Genomic DNA, 18,141 nt, shown 5'->3' on the forward strand with positions numbered 1-18,141 from the left:
GGCAAGACGCATCACCCAGTGGCAGCTACAGCAAATAATTGCTTCAAGTCCTGATCCTGAATGATCTTTTTCTCATCGGCCAGGTTTAGGAACTGCTGGTAATAGTGATCCAGTTCTTCTTTGCAGAAATCATATCCCAGTTTCTGTGCACGGTAATTCAAGGCAGCACGTCCACTTCTGGCTGTAAGTACGATGGAAGATTCCAGCGCTCCCACTTCTTCCGGATCTATGATCTCATAGGTTTCTCGGGATTTGATCACTCCATCCTGATGAATACCGGAGGAATGCGCAAATGCATTCGACCCAACAATCGCTTTGTTGGCTTGAACCGGCATATTCATTTTCGCCGAAACCAATGCACTGATCTCGCACAGAAACTTTGTGTTGATGTTCGTATCAAAATTCAGATCATGGTGTTTACGCATGATCATCACTACTTCTTCCAGCGATGCATTTCCGGCCCGCTCACCAATTCCATTGATGGTACATTCAATTTGTCGGGCTCCGTTCTGCACACCTGAAATGGAATTCGCTGTTGCCAGTCCCAAATCATTATGGCAATGCGTAGATATGATTGCCTTGTGAATTCCTTTCACATTTTCCTGCAGGAATTTGATCTTCTCGCCGTATTCAGATGGAAGGCAGTAACCGGTGGTGTCCGGAATATTGACGACCGTTGCTCCTGCTTTGATCACTTCTTCAATGACCTGAGCAAGATACTCGTTGTCAGTTCGGCCGGCGTCTTCAGCATAAAATTCTACATCTTCTACATACTTTTTCGCCATTTTTACAGCGGCTACTCCACGCTCTATCACTTTTTCACGTGTCGTTTGCAACTTGTTGAAAACATGGCTGTCAGACGTTCCGATTCCGGTATGGATTCGGGGCCTTTTTGCTTTGGCAACTGCGTCAGCTGCTACTTCGATGTCGTTAGGCACGGCGCGAGTGAGGGCGCAAACCGTGGATTCGGTAATAATTTCTGAAATTTGTTTTACAGACTTGAAGTCTCCCGGACTGGAAACGGGAAATCCCACTTCCATTACGTCCACACCGAGTCGTTCTAATTCCTTCGCGATCTCAATTTTTTCTTCTGTATTCAGCCGGCAACCCGGCACTTGTTCGCCATCACGAAGCGTTGTATCGAAAATCTGGATTTGTGTATTTGGCATTAGTCTGAGGTTTTCTAACTTAACTGCCGTGTCAATTACTTTGTCTGGTCAAAATTCAGTAATTGCTCCGAATGTAGGCTCGTGACCTCAGACCATAAAACCATATTATGAGGGTTTTACGATATCCAAACTTTCGGTCAATTTGATTATCTGATTAAAATCAGTCATTTAGCACACTCATACTCACTCATACTTTACAATGGCCAACCAACCAAACGATCACGTTTATCAGTTGATAAAATCGTTGACGAAGGCTGAAAAACGTGCTTTTAAAATTTACGCGACCCGAAACAGCAGTCCCGATGCCAAGTTCATCAAGCTTTTCGATGCAATGGATAAAGTTTCTGATTACGATGAAGAGCAGATCATCAGCAGCATCAAAGGGGTGAAAAAGCGGCAATTTTCGAACCTGAAAGCTCACCTGTATAAGCAGGTTCTCACCAGCCTCCGGCTCACCAATATCAATCACAATGTGGATATTTATTTGCGGGAGCAGATCGACCATGCCCGAATTTTGTACAACAAGGGATTGTACAAACAAAGCCTGCGGCTACTCGATAAGGCAAAGACGCTGGCTCACCAAAATCACCGGCATTCGCTGGAATATGAGATCCTGACTTTTGAACGGATCATTGAGTCACAATACATCACCCGAAGTCTTAAAAATCGTGCAGATGAACTGATAGCCCAAGCTGAAGAAAAGGTCCAAACACTTAGTAATTACAATAAGCTGTCCAATCTCTCACTGCGATTGTATGGAATTTATATTAAAGCAGGTCACGTGCGGGATGAGCAAGATTACGAGAACATCAGCCGGTATTTTAAGAAGGAATTAAAAGACATCGATCAGGAAGGACTCGGATTTTTTGAGCAGCTCTATCTCTATGTTTCTTATGCGTGGTACAGCCTCATCGTTCAGGACTTCTTGCTGCAGTATCGTTACGCGCAAAAATGGGTGGACCTGTTTCATGAGAATCCCGATATGCTGGAACTCGAACCAATTTGGTATCTGAAGGGACAGCATGTGCTACTGGAGGCTTTGTTTATTCTCGGGCATCACTCAAAGCATGAAGAGGTGAAGAAAAACCTGGCTAAATTCCTTCAAAGTCCACCTACCCGAAGTAATGAGAACATGGAAACGCTGGGCTTTATGTATTTGTACACCTCTAAGATAAACAGTCATTTCATTGCCGGGACTTTTTCGGAAGGAATCAAGATGGTTCCTGAGCTGAATGACAAGTTGGACAAGTACTCCCAGCAGGTTGATCCACATCGCATTCTGGTCTTCTATTATAAGATCGCCTGTCTCTATTTTGGCGCCGGGGATAACGAGAAAGCCATCGAATACCTGAATAAGATCATCAACTATCATGATCAAAAATTACGGGAAGACCTGCACTGTTTTGCGCGTATTTTGAATTTGATTGCCCATTATGAACTGGGAAATCAGGTGTTGGTGGAGTATCAGATTCGATCGGTCTATCGGTTTTTGAGTAAGATGAATGATCTGAATTTGGTTCAGCAGGAAATCCTCAAATTCCTGCAAGATCTTGGGAAAGCTAACGGCTCAACCCTGAAAGAAAAGTTCAAAAAACTGAGGGAACGTCTGCTGAAGATCAATGAAATGCCCTACCAAAAACGGCCGTTTTTATATTTGGACATCGTATCATGGCTGGAAGCAAAAATCCACGATAAACCCGTTCAGCAGGTGATTCAGGAAAAATTTACCCCAAGAAACTGAGCTTAAGATCTTTTTGGATATCCCATCAATGCAAAAGAACGAACGGCTGAGAAGTTGCTATTAAAAGCTGTGCCGCTTTTCTTTGAAGCGAATTAAACGTTCAATTATGCTGTCTGTCATTATTATTTCTCTGGTCATTATTCCCATTATCGGTACTCCATACCGGCCGGGGAAAGCTTTGTGACGACATCACAATTATGATTACCGAAAAAGCCTTCCCCATCCCGGAAGGCTTTTTTTTTGAATAAGACTTTGCGAAATCGGGCTTTTTCAAAGCTTCTTGAGGTAAGGTTTTTTGAACAAAATATCACACTCACTCACTACATGGCGGAATTAAATAAATACAGTAAACAAGTAACCCAAGATGACTCCCAACCGGCAGCCCAGGCTATGCTTCACGCTATTGGGTTGGATGATAACGATCTGCAAAAGCCATTCATAGGCGTTGCAAGTACAGGATATGAAGGAAACCCTTGCAATATGCACCTCAACGATCTGGCGGTTCATGTAAAGAAAGGAATTGAACATGCCGGGATGAATGGGCTAATCTTCAACACCATCGGTATTAGTGATGGTATTTCGATGGGGACGCCGGGCATGCGATATTCCCTGCCCTCCCGGGATATCATTGCGGATTCCATGGAATCGGTGGTAAAAGGCATGGCGTATGATGGGTTTGCTGCCATTGTAGGATGCGATAAAAATATGCCGGGCGCTCTCATGGCAATGATACGCGTGAACCGGCCTGCAATTTTGGTGTATGGAGGAACCATCGCGCCGGGACGTCACAATGGAAAGAAATTAGATGTGGTTTCCGCCTTTGAAGCCTGGGGTGAAAAGGTGAGCGGGAAGATCTCCGAAGAGGAATTTAAAGATGTAATTCATAATGCCTGTCCCGGCCCCGGAGCCTGTGGTGGAATGTATACTGCTAACACCATGTCCTCTTCTATTGAAGCTTTGGGATTAGCTCTTCCCTACAATTCTTCCAATCCTGCCAATGACAGTTCCAAGGTATTGGAATGTGAGGAGGTTGGAAAACACCTCCGGTATTTGCTTGAGAACGACATCAAGCCGATGGATATCCTCACCAAAAAATCGTTTGAAAATGCTATCCGCTTGGTGATGGTTTTGGGTGGATCGACCAATGCGGTTCTTCATCTAATCGCTATTGCCAAAACTGCGGAAATTGACATTGGGCTGGATGATTTTCAGCGGCTTAGTGACTCCACTCCTTTTCTGGCTGACTTGAAACCCAGTGGCAAGTACGTGATGGAAGATCTTCACAAAGCTGGTGGCGTTCCGGCCGTACTCAAATTCATGCTGGAAAACGACATGCTGCATGGCGATTGCATGACCGTAACCGGAAAGACACTGGCTGAAAATTTAGCGGAAGTAAAAGCATTGGATGAAACCCAGGATATCGTGTTCCCCGTTGAAAAGCCCATCAAGAAAAACGGACACATTCAGATACTCTATGGAAATTTAGCCGAAGAAGGTTCAGTGGCTAAGATCACAGGCAAGGAAGGCGAAGTTTTTGAAGGAACCGCGCGCGTTTTCGACAGCGAAGTGGAAGCCAATGAAGGCATCAAAAATGGAGAAGTAAAGTCCGGCGATGTCGTGGTCATTCGCTACTGTGGCCCTAAAGGCGGTCCCGGAATGCCGGAAATGCTGAAGCCGACTTCAGCCATCATGGGGGCGGGATTAGGAAAAGAAGTTGCCCTAATTACGGATGGAAGATTTTCCGGTGGAACACATGGATTTGTAGTCGGACACATCACTCCGGAAGCACAAAATGGCGGCGCGATCGGGCTGGTCCAAAATGGAGATACCATCAAAATAGATGCGGTGGAACGAACCATCGATGTTTTGATCTCTGATGAAAAATTAGCGGAACGGAGAAAATCCTGGAAACAACCGCCACTCAAAGAATCTCGCGGAACTCTTTATAAATATGCCAAAACGGTCTCATCGGCCTCCGAAGGTTGCGTTACGGATCAGTTTTAATATTCAATCTCACTCACACTCACTATGGCAACTGCAGAAGCAATTCAACAATCAACCAAAACAAAACCGAAACCCACTAAACGCATGACCGGTGCGGAAGCCCTGGTCCAGATTCTGCTCGAAGAAAATGTGGACATGGCTTTTGGATATCCGGGCGGAGCTATCATGCCGGTGTATGATGCGCTGTATGATCATCAGGATAGCATCAATCACGTGCTTGCCAGACACGAACAGGGCGCAATCCACATGGCTCAGGGTTATGCGCGGGCGAATGGAAAAGTGGGCGTTTGCCTGGCTACATCGGGCCCGGGTGCTACCAATTTGATTACCGGAATTGCCGATGCGCAAATTGATTCTACGCCCCTTGTTTGCATCACCGGACAGGTTCCATCGGCTCTTTTGGGGAGTGATGCCTTTCAGGAATGTGATGTGCTCGGGGTTTCCATGCCGGTGACCAAATGGAATTTTCAGATCACCAAAGCGGAAGAAATTCCAGTAGCACTAGCCAAGGCTTTTTATTTGGCTCGATCCGGTCGTCCCGGTCCTGTTGTGATCGATATCACTAAGGATGCACAGTTTGAAGAATTCGATTTCAGTTACGAAAAATGTACTTCTCTCCGAAGTTATACACCCAAACCAAAATTGGATCATTCCAAAGTGGCCGAGGCGGCTGAGTTGATCAACAATGCGGAGCGACCTTACGTGCTTTTTGGCCAGGGTGTGATTTTGGGGAACGCTGAAAAAGAGTTTAAGCAATTCATCGAGAAGACCGGCATTCCGGCTGCGTGGACCATCATGGGACTTTCGGCTTTGGACACGGATCACCCCTTAAATGTGGGAATGCTAGGGATGCACGGTAACTACGGACCAAATTTACTCACCAACGAGTGCGATGTATTGATCGCCGTAGGCATGCGGTTTGATGATCGCGTGACCGGAAATCTGGATAAATATGCCAAGCAGGCTAAGGTCATTCATCTTGAAATTGATCCTGCTGAAATTGACAAAAATGTACCTGCGGATGTTCCTGTTTTAGGAGATGCCAAAGAATCACTCACCGAACTGAATAAACTGGTAAAACCCAACAGTCACGAAGAATGGCTGCAGCGTTTCCGGGAATGCGACAAGCAGGAATGGGACAAAGTGATCGAAGAAGAACTTCACCCAAAATCGGATGTATTAAGTATGGGCGAAGTGATTCGCATCATCAACGACGTTACCGGCGGCGATCATATTTTGGTGACCGATGTGGGTCAACATCAAATGGTAGCCTGCCGATACACCAAATTTACAAGATCGAAAAGCAATATTACTTCAGGCGGACTTGGAACCATGGGTTTTGGCCTTCCCGCAGGAATCGGAGCCGCTCTTGGTGCTCCAGACCGAACCGTTATTGCCGTTGTTGGGGATGGCGGATTTCAAATGACCCTGCAGGAATTGGCCACCATCTATCAAACCAAAGCCAAAGTAAAAGTGCTGCTCCTTAATAATGAATTTTTGGGGATGGTCCGCCAGTGGCAGCAGCTGTTTTTTGAAAAAAGATATTCATCAACCGAACTCATCAACCCGGATTTCCAACAGGTAGCTAAAGGATTCTATATCCCCACCGCCAAAGTTACGGAGCGGGATAATCTGGAAAGTGCAATTGAGGAATTCATCAATTATGACGGATCTTACTTTCTGGAAGTGATGGTTGGAAAAGAAAATAACGTATTCCCGATGGTGCCTAGTGGCTCGGGAGTCGCAGAAATAAGATTGGAGTAATCAAATGGAATCAGAAAAACAAGAATATACGATAACGGCTTACACTGAAAATCATGTCGGACTTTTGCACCGAATTACCATCATTTTCACCAAGCGGAAGATCAACATTGAAAGCCTGACGACTTCCGAAAGCGAAGTAGAAGGCATTCACCGGTTCACCATTGCTGTCACGGAAACGGAAGAGCAGGTGATCAAAGTAGTGAAGCAAATCGAGAAGCAGGTGGAAGTGCTGAAAGCGGATTATTACAAAAAGAAAGAAGTGGTGCAGCAAGAACTGGCGCTGTACAAAATTTCGACCGAATCGTTGACTCGGGGTTTGGATGTGGAGCGGATTGTCCGAGAACATAATGCTCGTTTCCTGACCATCGAAGAACATTTTGTGGTCATCGAAAAATCCGGATTCAGAAGAGAAACCGTAGCACTTTTTGAAGAACTCAAACCCTACGGAATCAGCGAATTCGTCCGATCCGGACGCATTGCCGTCTCCAGAGAACGAGATGGCATCGGAAAAGACGTAGAAAAGATACTAGCTGAAGCAGCTGTTTAAGTAAACAGATCAACAAAATAGCACCTCGCTCCTGACGCTCTGCGTCCGAGCGAACGAAGAATATAAATCACTCATAAAACACAGATACAAATCATGGCAACATTAAATTTTGGCGGAGTCGAAGAAGAAGTAGTAACGCGGGAAGAATTCCCACTCGATAAAGCACGAGAAACATTAAAAGACGAAACGATCGCTGTTCTTGGATATGGCGTTCAGGGACCCGGGCAGGCATTGAACCTGAAAGACAATGGATTCAATGTGATCGTTGGTCAGCGTAAAAATTCCAGCACCTGGGACAAAGCCGTGGAAGATGGCTGGGTACCCGGCGAAACCCTTTTTGAAATTGAAGAAGCCGCTCAGCGTGGAACTATCGTACAGTATCTGCTTTCAGATGCCGGACAGATCGCGGTTTGGCCAACGGTTAAAGCGGCCCTCAATCCCGGTGATGCCCTTTACTTTTCTCACGGATTTGGAATTACATACAAAGATCGTACAGGCATCATCCCTCCTGAAAATGTGGATGTAATCTTAGTAGCTCCTAAAGGTTCAGGCACTTCCCTCCGACGTATGTTCCTGGAGGGAAGAGGTCTGAATTCTAGTTATGCAATTTTCCAGGATGCGACCGGAAATGCTAAAGATCGAGTCACCGCTTTAGGTATCGGAGTCGGTTCCGGATATCTTTTTGAAACCACCTTCAAGGATGAAGTATATAGTGATCTGACTGGCGAGCGTGGAACCCTGATGGGCGCGATTCAGGGAATTTTTGCAGCGCAGTATGAAGTCCTGCGAGCCAATGGACACTCTCCTTCCGAAGCATTCAACGAAACGGTGGAAGAACTCACCCAATCGCTGATGCCCCTCGTAGCCGAAAACGGTATGGATTGGATGTATGCCAACTGTTCTACTACCGCTCAACGTGGTGCGCTGGACTGGTGGAAGAAATTCCGCGATGCCACTAAGCCGGTTTTTGAAAACCTGTATGAGGAAGTAGCGGCTGGCAACGAAGCCCAACGCTCTATCGACTCGAATTCCAAAGACGATTACCGGGAAAAACTGGAAGGTGAACTGGCTGAACTCCGCGAATCCGAAATGTGGAAAGCAGGCAAAACCGTACGTCAGCTTCGCCCCGAGAATACGCCGGTTGAGGAAGAAGTAGCTGAGTAACAAAATCCGTGCGATTATTCCGCTCCAACGCAGAGCGTAAGAGCGAGATAAATATTTGAACAGTTAAAACCCGTCCAAGCGGACGCTTGAACTAGTTCTTTTAAAATATTAAGCGTAGATCGGACAGCTTGTCCGACTATTTAGCCAAAGGCTCTAACTTCATTCCATGAGAACGAATTTAAAGAAAGTCCTCCCTTGAGGGAGGTGCCGACCAAATGGGATGCGGAGGGTGCAAGCTATGGGCAATACTGTCTGATATTAGCAACATCAGCGCCTTAGCACCAACACCCCTCCCGGCTAAAGCCGTACTCCCCTCAAGGGGAGAATTTCTTTGTTATACAAACTATTTCAAATCGATACTACGCTCTGCTTTAAAACGAGAGTAATTTTTCATTCATAATTTTTCATTTTTAATTCCTTTATGCCTGAAGCTCAAATTTCATCTACCGTCTCGGTTCAAAACATACAGGAAGCTGCGCACGTGCTTAAAGACATTGCCGTGCGAACGCCCCTGATGTTCAATCATCAACTCTCGGAACAGACGGGAGCGAAGATCTGGCTAAAGCGGGAAGACCTGCAAGTGGTTCGCTCGTATAAGATTCGCGGAGCATATCACAAGATTGAAAGTCTTTCGGATGAGGAACTGGAAAATGGAATTGTGTGTGCGAGTGCCGGAAATCATGCGCAAGGTGTGGCTTTTGCTTGCGCCAAGAAGCAGATCAAAGGCACTATTTTTATGCCGGTTCCAACACCCGAGCAGAAAGTGAAACAGGTGAAGATGTTTGGTAAGAAATTTGTGGATGTCCGTTTAGTGGGCGACACTTTCGACGACTCCTTTGCTGAAGCCATGACTTTTTGTAATGAACAACATGCCGCCTTTATCCCTCCTTTTGACGATCCAAAGATCATTGAAGGACAAGGAACCGTGGGCAAAGAGATCCTGGAAGACTCCGATGAACCGATCGATTATGTGATCGTACCGGTGGGCGGGGGGGGACTTTCATCCGGCATTGGTTCGTATTTCAGCGTACTATCTCCTGATACCAAGATCATTGGTGTGGAACCTGCGGGTGCGCCAGCTATGCAAAAATCATTAGAAAAAGGAGAAGTGGTAACCCTGGAAAAAATTGACAAGTTTGTGGATGGAGCTTCTGTGAAGCGTGTTGGCGATCTCAACTTTGAGATTGCCCGGGAAGTCCTCGAAAAAGTGATCACCGTACCCGAAGGAAAAGTCTGCAGCACCATCCTAAAGCTTTATAACGAACAGGCTATTGTGGCCGAGCCTGCAGGAGCGCTTTCCGTAGCCGCGCTGGATTCTCTGAAGGATGAGATCAAAGGCAAAAATGTGGTTTGTGTGGTAAGTGGCAGCAATAACGACATCACCCGAACGGCAGAGATCAAAGAACGCTCGATGTTGTACGAAGGTTTGAAACACTATTTTATCGTGGATTTCCCTCAGCGAGCGGGAGCATTACGGGAGTTTCTGAATGAAGTACTTGGACCTGATGATGACATCGCTCACTTCGAATACTCCAAGAAAACCAGTCGTGAACAAGGTCCGGCCTTAATCGGAATCGAAATCAAACAGCGTGCAGATTTTGAGCCTTTGGTTGAGCGAATGGAAGCAGCGAACATCAATTACGAATACGTGAATGATCAGCCCCATTTGTTTCGGTTTTTGATTTGATTAATCAGGTAATAATCAACGAACCCGCTTAACCCTATTAGCAACCTTATCTGCATCACTCAGCTCTTCGGTATCTTCTTCCGAATCAAACTGGATGTTTGGGCTTTCTGTCTCTCCCCACTCTTCGCTGGTTACAATGGCTTCCAGGTTTTGAATTCGCTGCAGCATTTGCTCCTTTTCGGCTTCACTTTCTTGCAGAGCTTTCCGCAGACTTTCGGTATCTGAATTCAGGAGCTTTGTCTTTTCTGCAAGCATCTTTTCTAATGCTTTCATCTCAGAAGATTTCTTAGTTCCAAAAATAATGACCGTCATCAGTGCTACCAGACTGATCATCCCCATTCCCAAAAATATGACCGTTGACCATTCCATAATCTTTCCTTTTTAAACAATGTACGATTTTTTCATAATTCCACCCCAGCTACGATGAATTCTTAGAAAGGTTACTTGTTCATCTTTGAAGTTAGTTCTTTGAAGCTGTTATCCTGAGCGCTTGGAAGTTTACATAATGAAACTGTGCTAAACGCGATCCCGAATTCTCGGGACAAACGATAAGACAATTCGGTACTTCAAACTTTGAAACCCTTCGCGGAATACAATATCAACCTAACTATATGTTGTTCCGCTTAGGGTGACAATAAAGGCTAATGTGATCTCGCTTTCGCCCACTACTAACAACCAGTCATTCCCGTGCAGACGGGAATCATATAATTGCCCTTAGTTAAATTTAGCAGGTCTTGGATACCATAAGATTTCGAGCATACGCTGCGAAATGACCTGATCTAAGTGTCCGTTCAAAGAAATCCTTTCCATAAAAAAAGCCGATGTCTTGCGACACCGGCTTGCAATGGTCCTGTCTGGTATATGACTTACCAGTCTTTTTTCTTCTTCTTATCTTTATCGCCGTAGCTTTTGTTTGAAGCTAATGCTTTTTCAATGCTTGGCGGCAAAATTACTTTATCGATCACATGTACCACTCCGTTAGAAGCATCAATGTCAGCCATCGCTACTTTGGCGCCATCTACCCAAGCCATTCCGTCTTTGAGCTTGATCTTGGCTTTACTGCCTTCCACAGTTTCGGCCATCATACCATTTTTCAGATCAGAAGACATCACCTCAGCTGGTACCACATGATAAGTAAGTACAGCCGTAAGCTTGTCTTTGTTTTCGGGCTTAAGGAGCATATCCAGTGTTCCTTCCGGAAGGGCTTCAAAAGCTTCATTGGTTGGGGCAAAAACGGTAAATGGGCCGTCGCTCTGTAGCGTCTCCACTAACCCGGCTGCCTTTACAGCAGTTACCAGGGTTGAAAGATCATCTGTTTGCACAGCTAGTTCTACTATATCGCTGTCTTGTGCTTGTGTATTGGTCGAAAAGAGCAGGCCTATGATCAAGGCAAATACTCCCGTTATATTATTAAGCGTTCTCATGATGAATTTGATTTATTATAATTTTTGATTGAATAGTCACCTAATTAAGGCGCGAACGCTTACTTTCATTCCAAATTGAAAGAATTTGTTTCTTTCTTTTACATCATTTTAACCAACATCGCTACTCTCTTCTTTCCCTTTTCAGTGATCTGTTCTGCTATTTTTCTGAACCCCAGCTGTTTATGGAATTTCATAGAATCCGGATTTGGAGGAGCAACATTTACCTCACAGGTAATCACCTTCTTTTTGGAATGCTTGATAAGATGCGCATACAATGCCGAACCTAATTTCTTTCTCCGAAACTTCTCCCCGATCACAATCCGGTCTACGTAATCAAAATCTTTAAAATTTCCGCAGAAAAAACGGTAGTTCAGGCTTTGATAATCCAGTCCCGGCTGCAGTACGATCATAAAGCCTGCGATCTCACCGTCTTCCTCAACTACAAACAGAGGCTTTGCTTTTTTCAAAAACCACTCCATTTCCTTCATCCCGATCTTGCTTACATGCGGAACGGCAGCCTGATTAAGCTTTAAGAGTACCGGCAGATCATCCTTGCGTGCAGACCTAATTTTCATAAATAGGACGTTGGTTTTTTGAGTTAAAATTTGGAGGTTCCCTAACCTTAATCAAACATTTTATTAAACACCACCTTATGGATTGTAAAAAATCACATTTTCAGCTCGATAATTCCGTCACATACCTGAATTGTGCCTATATGTCGCCACAGCTTAAGGTGGTTGAAGAAGCAGGCACAGAAGGACTAAAGCGCAAACGAAATCCTTTTCAAATTTCTCCTGAAGAGTTCTTCGGTGAAACAGATCAACTTCGGGAAGAATATGCTAAGTTGATACACGCCGCTGATGCCAAGCGAATTGTAGTTATTCCTTCAGTCTCTTACGGGATGGCAAACGTAGCCCGTAACCTTCCGCTTTCAAAAGGCGATAACATCATCGTGGTGGGCGAGCAGTTTCCGAGCAATGTATATCCTTGGAGATCGGTGGCTTCGGAGAAAGGTGCGGAAATCATCACCATCACCCCGCCAAATTCTAAAGACCGCGGTAAAGAGTGGAACGAGAAGATCATGAATGCCATCACTAAAAAAACGAAGTTGGTGGCACTCGGAAATGTGCATTGGGCGGATGGAACCCGATTCAACCTGCAAGCCATTCGTCAACTCACTAAAGATGTTGGAGCATGGCTGGCTATCGACGGAACTCAATCTGTGGGAGCACTGCCTTTTGATGTCGCTGAAATTCAACCCGACGCGCTGATTTGTGCCGGCTACAAATGGCTGATGGGACCTTACAGTCTTGGATTGGCTTACTACGGCCCCGCTTTGGATGAAGGTTCCCCGATAGAAGAAAATTGGATTAACCGTTTTGAGAGTGAGGATTTCTCTAACCTCGTAAACTACAATGACAAATATCAACCCGGAGCTCTCCGGTATGAGGTTGGCGAGCACAGTAACTTTATTTTAATCCCGATGATGTTAGCGGCCATCAAACAGCTCAATGAATGGAGGCCGGATCACATCCAAGAATACTGTAAAGCTTTGATCTCTGAACCGATCTCGCAACTTCGAAATGCCGGCTATCGAATTGAGGATGAAAGCTTCCGGTCATCACATTTATTTGGAATTCGACTGGCGAAACATCACAATATGGATAAGATCAAAGTGGCCCTTGATGACAAAAATATTTTAGTTTCTTTTCGGGGTGATTCCATTCGTGTCTCGCCAAATGTGTATAATACGCATGACGAACTCACTCAACTTACCGAAGCTCTCTTGACATGAATCCTCCCCAAAACACCCTTTTGATCGATTGTGCTGATGCCAAAGGACTGATCCACAAAATCACAGATATCATTTATCAGCATAATCTGAATATTGTACTGAACCGGGAGTTTGTTGAACACAACAGTAAGCACTTTTTCATGCGAACGGTTTTGGAAGGGGATTTTGAAAAGGAACAGTTAATTGAAAAACTGACGTCTTCTTTACCGGACAAGGCCAATATTCGCCTGAGCAGTGATCAGAATAAAAATGTGGTGATCATGGCCACCAAAGAGCATCATGTGCTTGGCGACCTGCTGATCCGCAATGAGTTCGATGAAAATCGTGCTAATATTCAATGTGTGATCAGCAACCACGAACATCTTAGAAATTTAGTGGAGCGTTTTGACATCCCTTTTTATGTGATTCCACATGAAGGAAAAGAGCGCACTGAACATGAAAAAGAGATTCTGGCTTTACTTGCCAATTTCAATCCGGATTTTATTATTCTTGCGAAATATATGCGCATTTTTTCGCCGGAATTTATTGAGGTATACAAAAATCAGGTTATCAACATCCATCACTCTTTCTTACCGGCTTTTGTGGGAGCGCGGCCCTATCATCAGGCGTACCAGCGCGGGGTGAAAGTGATTGGGGCCACGGCCCATTATGTAACCGATGACCTGGATCAAGGGCCCATCATTTACCAAAGCACAACTCCGGTCGACCATCGTTTTGATGCCGACCAAATGGCCCGCGCAGGCCGCGAAATTGAAAGCAAAGTGATGGCGGAGGCCATCAAGTTAGTACTTGATGACAAGGTGTTTATTTATGGAAATAAGACAGTGATTTTGGATTAATCGTATTCAAGGCTTCTGAGTTGTCATCCCGAGTCGCCGAAATTCAGCCACAGATTGATCATTCCTTACGCGAGGGATCTCAACGTTCAATACCACTCGCTGATGCAGATCTTTAGATACATCGCGTTCACCTTACCAATACTATTACAACCTAACGGACACTCTGGAGATTAGAGTCTATTCCAAAAAACCAATCCTTAGCAAGGTCGTACCATTTTGGAGATATTACTTAGCATGTAAACATAAAATTTCTTCTTCATACTTTTTCAGAGTGATGACAATCCGACTGGGAATAATGATATCAACAAAAAAAGGGACGAATGCGAAAGCAAATGTCCCTTTCTAAATAAAATTGAATGATTAATTAATCACCTCTCAACGCCGCCTTCATATAATCTCTTCTCATTTCAGCGATGGCAGAAATCGAAATTCCTACCGGGCAAACGGCTTCACATTCTGCGAAGTTGGAGCAATCGCCAAAGCCTTCTTCCTTCATTTGGTCTACCATGGCAACCACGCGATTCTTACGCTCAACTTCTCCCTGTGGAAGTTTGTTGAGATGAGCAATTTTCGCACCGGTAAATAAGGAAGCCGAAGCATTCGGGCAAGCGGCCACACACGCTCCACAACCAATACAAGTGGCATAATCAAAGGCTGCATCCGCTTTTTCTTTTTCGACCAGAATAGCATTCGCTTCACCGGCAGATCCTGTTTTCACAGACACATAACCACCGGCTTCAATAATGCGGTCGAAAGCAGAACGATCTACTACCAAGTCTTTGATCACCGGAAAGGCAGCAGCTCTTGGTGGCTCAATGGTGATGTGATCGCCATCTTTGTAATTTCGCATGTGCAACTGACAAGCAGCAACGCGAGCTTTAGGGCCGTGCGCCTGTCCGTTGATCACCAGGTTACAAGATCCACAGATCCCTTCCCGGCAGTCATAGTCAAACTCAACCGGCTCTTTATCAGCCAGCATGAGCTCTTCGTTGAGTACATCCAGCATTTCAAGGAACGACATGTGTTCATTCACATTATCGAGCGTGTACTCCTCAAAATGGCCGGCATCATTAGGCCCATTTTGTTTCCAGTATTTCAGATGAATGGTCATTTCTTTGCTCATAATACTTTTCCTTTTTTTACGATCAGCCTAAGCTACGCTTTGACGCAGAGCGTCAGGAGCGAGTCTGCGGAGAAAAATCTCCTTGCTCCGCACGCTCTGCGTCGGAGCAATCAGGCTACATCATTTATAACTGCGTTGTTTTAGCTCAACGAATTCAAATTCAAGATTTTCTTTGTGAAGTTGTTCTTCAAGTTTGCCGTTCAGGCCTTTGTATTCCCAAGCGGCTACATAAGAGTACTCTTCGTCATTTCGGAGAGCTTCCCCTTCTTCCGTTTGATATTCCTCGCGCAGGTGACATCCGGCTGACTCTTCTCTATCAAGGGCATCCTGAGCCATGAGTTCTGCTAACTCAAAGAAGTCGGCTACACGTCCGGCAAACTCCAGGTACTTGTTATAGTTATTTTTCTCACCGGGCACTTTCACATTCTGCCAGAATTCTTCACGCAGTTCGCGAATTTCTTCGATAGCAGATTTGAGTCCTTCTGCGTTGCGTGCAATTCCGATCTTGTCCCAAACGATCTTACCTAAAGTTCGGTGGAAATCGATAATGGTTCGGTTACCGTTTACATTCAGCAGTTTATCGATCTTGGACTGAGCCGCATTTTCGGCTTCAGCGAAAGCTTCATGATCGGTTCCATATCGTTTACCGGGTTCTTGCTTAGCCAGGTAATCGCCAATGGTGTAAGGTAACACAAAGTACCCATCGGAAAGCCCCTGCATCAAAGCACTTGCTCCAAGTCGGTTTGCACCGTGATCCGAGAAGTTGGCCTCCCCTGCAGCGTATAATCCGGGAATCGTAGTTTGGAGATTGTAATCAACCCAAAGTCCGCCCATGGTATAGTGAACCGCAGGATAGATCTTCATGGGTTGTTTGTAGGGATTTTCTCCGGCAATGTTTTCGTACATCTCGAACAAGTTCCCGTATTTGGCTTCGATCGTATCCCGACCGTCGCGCTTGATGGCATCACGGAAATCGAGATAAACCGCTAATCCGGTTTCGCCTACACCCAGTCCGTCATCACAAACCATTTTGGCATTCCGGGAAGCCACATCACGCGGTACCAGGTTCCCAAATGCAGGATACCGTTCTTCCAGATAATAATACCGCTCTTCTTCAGGAATATCATTTGGATGGCGGTCATCTCCTTTTTTACGAGGAACCCAAACACGTCCATCATTTCTCAAACTCTCTGACATCAAGGTCAGCTTGGATTGATAATCTCCGGATACCGGAATACATGTGGGGTGAACCTGAACGTAACAAGGATTTGCAAAAGCAGCTCCCTTTTTATGCGCTCGCCATGCCGCGGTAACATTTGAGTTTTTTGCATTGGTAGAAAGATAGAATACGTTTCCATACCCACCGGTTGCAAGTACGACAGCATCCGCTTCATATCGATTCAATTCACCGGAAACAAGATCTCTGGTAATAATACCACGAGCTTGTCCATCGATCACAACCACATCCAGCATCTCATGACGTGGATGATATTTGATCTTACCGGTGTGAACCTGACGCATCATTGCCTGATAAGCACCAAGCAGCAACTGCTGTCCGGTTTGACCACGAGCATAAAATGTCCTCGACACCTGAGCTCCACCAAAAGATCGGTTTGCTAAGGTTCCGCCATATTCTCTTGCAAAAGGAACGCCCTGTGCTACGGCTTGGTCAATAATTTCGTTTGAAACCTGGGCCAGTCGGTATACATTTGATTCTCGAGAGCGATAATCGCCTCCTTTGATCGTGTCATAAAAGAGACGCCAGATACTATCCCCATCATTAGGATAATTTTTAGCAGCGTTGATACCACCCTGCGCGGCAATACTGTGGGCTCGTCGAGCTGAATCCTGAATACAGAAGCTTCTCACATTATAACCGAGCTCCGCAAAACTGGCTGCGGCTGCACCACCGGCCAATCCGGTTCCCACCACTATAATTTCATATTTACGCTTGTTATTGGGAGCCACCAAATTGATGTCTTTAAGATGCTTATCCCATTTCTGCTCTAATGGTCCGCCGGGTACTTTTGAATCTAATTTCATAATCCTAAATCTATAATCTTAAATCTTTAATCTCTTATTTAATAAGCGATGAGTGAACCTTCTCCGCCGGTAAGAAAGATGTAAAGCGGAATGAAGATGAAACCTAACATTAATACAATCGCAAATATGTAGGCTCCGATCTGTACTTTCTTTGAGGTTTGATTATGCTTCATTCCCAAAGAGGTGAAAGCACTCCATGCCCCATGAGCAAGGTGCAGTATAGCAAGTGCTAAAACGGCGATATATCCAAAGGCAACTAAAGGCTTCTGAAATTCTGCAATCACCAAAGCTCTCAAATCCCTGGCCTCAGTTGTACCTACAGATTCAAGAGCGATCGTTTCTGTCGGGCCGAATTTAAAGTGCCAAATATGGAATACAAGAAATAAAAGAATAACTGATCCTGAAATAATCATGCTACGAGAAGCAAGCGATTGATGGCTGGGGCCTCCTTTGGTTTGATATTTTTTATATCCCTCCGGGCGCGCTTTCTTGCGTTGCCTCCAGATTGAAATACCTAAAATTGCATGGTATAGAAAGAAAAAAGCTAATCCGGCCTCAATTACATAAAGCAGTGGTCCGAGACTTTCAAGTGTGTAGGTATAGATATTAAAAGCGTCACTTTCTCCAAAAATGGTTAGGTTTCCTGCAAGGTGACCAATTAGAAATAGCATGAGACCAATCCCTGTGATCCCGGTCATTATTTTCCGGCCAACCTGAGAATTCAGAGCTTTTATAAATGAAGGCATGATGTACGTCTTAGAAAATTCCGATTTCAATCTGTTAACAGCAGGCAGTGATACTTAGTTTCAAAAAAAGTTGAAAATTCAAACCACTTTTCTTT

The 18,141-nt window shown here is 45.0% G+C and carries 15 protein-coding genes; 8 read left to right on the plus strand and 7 right to left on the minus strand.

Going from position 1 to position 18,141, the window contains the following annotated elements; genetic code table 11:
- Positions 1-11: 11 nt before the first annotated feature.
- A complete protein-coding gene (locus tag B151_RS18370; RefSeq protein ID WP_020403338.1) occupies positions 12-1,169 on the minus strand; it encodes a 2-isopropylmalate synthase in 1,158 nt (385 codons plus the stop codon).
- Positions 1,170-1,368: 199 nt separating this feature from the next.
- Between B151_RS18370 and B151_RS0109235 the strand changes: the two genes are divergently transcribed.
- The 6 genes from B151_RS0109235 to ilvA all read left to right on the plus strand — a co-directional run bounded on the left by B151_RS0109235 (position 1,369) and on the right by ilvA (position 10,076).
- Positions 1,369-2,910: a hypothetical protein gene (locus tag B151_RS0109235; RefSeq protein WP_026166591.1), complete on the plus strand. Its 1,542-nt coding sequence runs from the start codon at positions 1,369-1,371 to the stop codon at positions 2,908-2,910.
- Positions 2,911-3,234: 324 nt separating this feature from the next.
- Positions 3,235-4,914: a dihydroxy-acid dehydratase gene (gene ilvD, locus B151_RS0109240; RefSeq protein ID WP_026166592.1), complete on the plus strand. Its 1,680-nt coding sequence runs from the start codon at positions 3,235-3,237 to the stop codon at positions 4,912-4,914.
- A gap of 24 nt (positions 4,915-4,938) precedes the next feature.
- A complete protein-coding gene (ilvB, locus tag B151_RS0109245; protein ID WP_020403341.1) occupies positions 4,939-6,678 on the plus strand; it encodes a biosynthetic-type acetolactate synthase large subunit in 1,740 nt (579 codons plus the stop codon).
- Between the two features lie 4 nt (positions 6,679-6,682).
- A complete protein-coding gene (gene ilvN, locus B151_RS0109250; protein WP_020403342.1) occupies positions 6,683-7,225 on the plus strand; it encodes an acetolactate synthase small subunit in 543 nt (180 codons plus the stop codon).
- Between the two features lie 93 nt (positions 7,226-7,318).
- A complete protein-coding gene (gene ilvC, locus B151_RS0109255) occupies positions 7,319-8,389 on the plus strand; it encodes a ketol-acid reductoisomerase (RefSeq protein WP_020403343.1) in 1,071 nt (356 codons plus the stop codon).
- A gap of 421 nt (positions 8,390-8,810) precedes the next feature.
- The gene (gene ilvA, locus B151_RS0109260) at positions 8,811-10,076 is read left to right on the plus strand and encodes a threonine ammonia-lyase (protein WP_020403344.1); all 1,266 of its coding nucleotides are present in this window, start codon (positions 8,811-8,813) and stop codon (positions 10,074-10,076) included.
- A gap of 15 nt (positions 10,077-10,091) precedes the next feature.
- Here the strand turns inward: ilvA and B151_RS0109265 are convergent, their stop codons facing one another.
- The 3 genes from B151_RS0109265 to B151_RS0109275 all read right to left on the minus strand — a co-directional run bounded on the left by B151_RS0109265 (position 10,092) and on the right by B151_RS0109275 (position 12,075).
- Positions 10,092-10,445 (minus strand): hypothetical protein, encoded by a 354-nt coding sequence (locus B151_RS0109265; protein ID WP_020403345.1) that lies wholly within the window; start codon positions 10,443-10,445, stop codon positions 10,092-10,094.
- A gap of 497 nt (positions 10,446-10,942) precedes the next feature.
- The gene (locus B151_RS0109270; RefSeq protein ID WP_020403346.1) at positions 10,943-11,500 is read right to left on the minus strand and encodes a fasciclin domain-containing protein; all 558 of its coding nucleotides are present in this window, start codon (positions 11,498-11,500) and stop codon (positions 10,943-10,945) included.
- 98 nt (positions 11,501-11,598) lie between these two features.
- Positions 11,599-12,075, minus strand: a complete 477-nt coding sequence (locus B151_RS0109275) for a GNAT family N-acetyltransferase (protein WP_020403347.1) — start codon at positions 12,073-12,075, stop codon at positions 11,599-11,601.
- A 77-nt stretch (positions 12,076-12,152) separates the two neighbouring features.
- On the opposite strand from B151_RS0109275, the gene B151_RS0109280 reads away from it, so the two are divergent.
- A complete protein-coding gene (locus B151_RS0109280) occupies positions 12,153-13,295 on the plus strand; it encodes an aminotransferase class V-fold PLP-dependent enzyme (RefSeq protein ID WP_020403348.1) in 1,143 nt (380 codons plus the stop codon).
- Positions 13,292-14,134 carry a formyltetrahydrofolate deformylase gene (purU, locus tag B151_RS0109285; protein ID WP_020403349.1) on the plus strand — a complete coding sequence of 281 codons (843 nt, stop codon included), beginning with the start codon at positions 13,292-13,294 and terminating at the stop codon, positions 14,132-14,134. The genes B151_RS0109280 and purU overlap by 4 nt, the downstream gene beginning before the upstream one ends.
- Positions 14,135-14,498: 364 nt before the next feature.
- On the opposite strand, the gene B151_RS0109290 is transcribed toward purU, so the two are convergent.
- From B151_RS0109290 to B151_RS0109300, 3 genes are all read right to left on the minus strand, one after another.
- Positions 14,499-15,257: a succinate dehydrogenase/fumarate reductase iron-sulfur subunit gene (locus B151_RS0109290; RefSeq protein ID WP_020403350.1), complete on the minus strand. Its 759-nt coding sequence runs from the start codon at positions 15,255-15,257 to the stop codon at positions 14,499-14,501.
- 120 nt (positions 15,258-15,377) lie between these two features.
- A complete protein-coding gene (locus B151_RS0109295) occupies positions 15,378-17,300 on the minus strand; it encodes a fumarate reductase/succinate dehydrogenase flavoprotein subunit (RefSeq protein ID WP_020403351.1) in 1,923 nt (640 codons plus the stop codon).
- A 38-nt stretch (positions 17,301-17,338) separates the two neighbouring features.
- Positions 17,339-18,046 (minus strand): succinate dehydrogenase cytochrome b subunit, encoded by a 708-nt coding sequence (locus B151_RS0109300; RefSeq protein WP_020403352.1) that lies wholly within the window; start codon positions 18,044-18,046, stop codon positions 17,339-17,341.
- Between the last annotated feature and the right edge of the window lie 95 nt (positions 18,047-18,141).

This window comes from Gracilimonas tropica DSM 19535, from assembly GCF_000375425.1.
GTDB lineage: Bacteria > Bacteroidota > Rhodothermia > Balneolales > Balneolaceae > Gracilimonas > Gracilimonas tropica.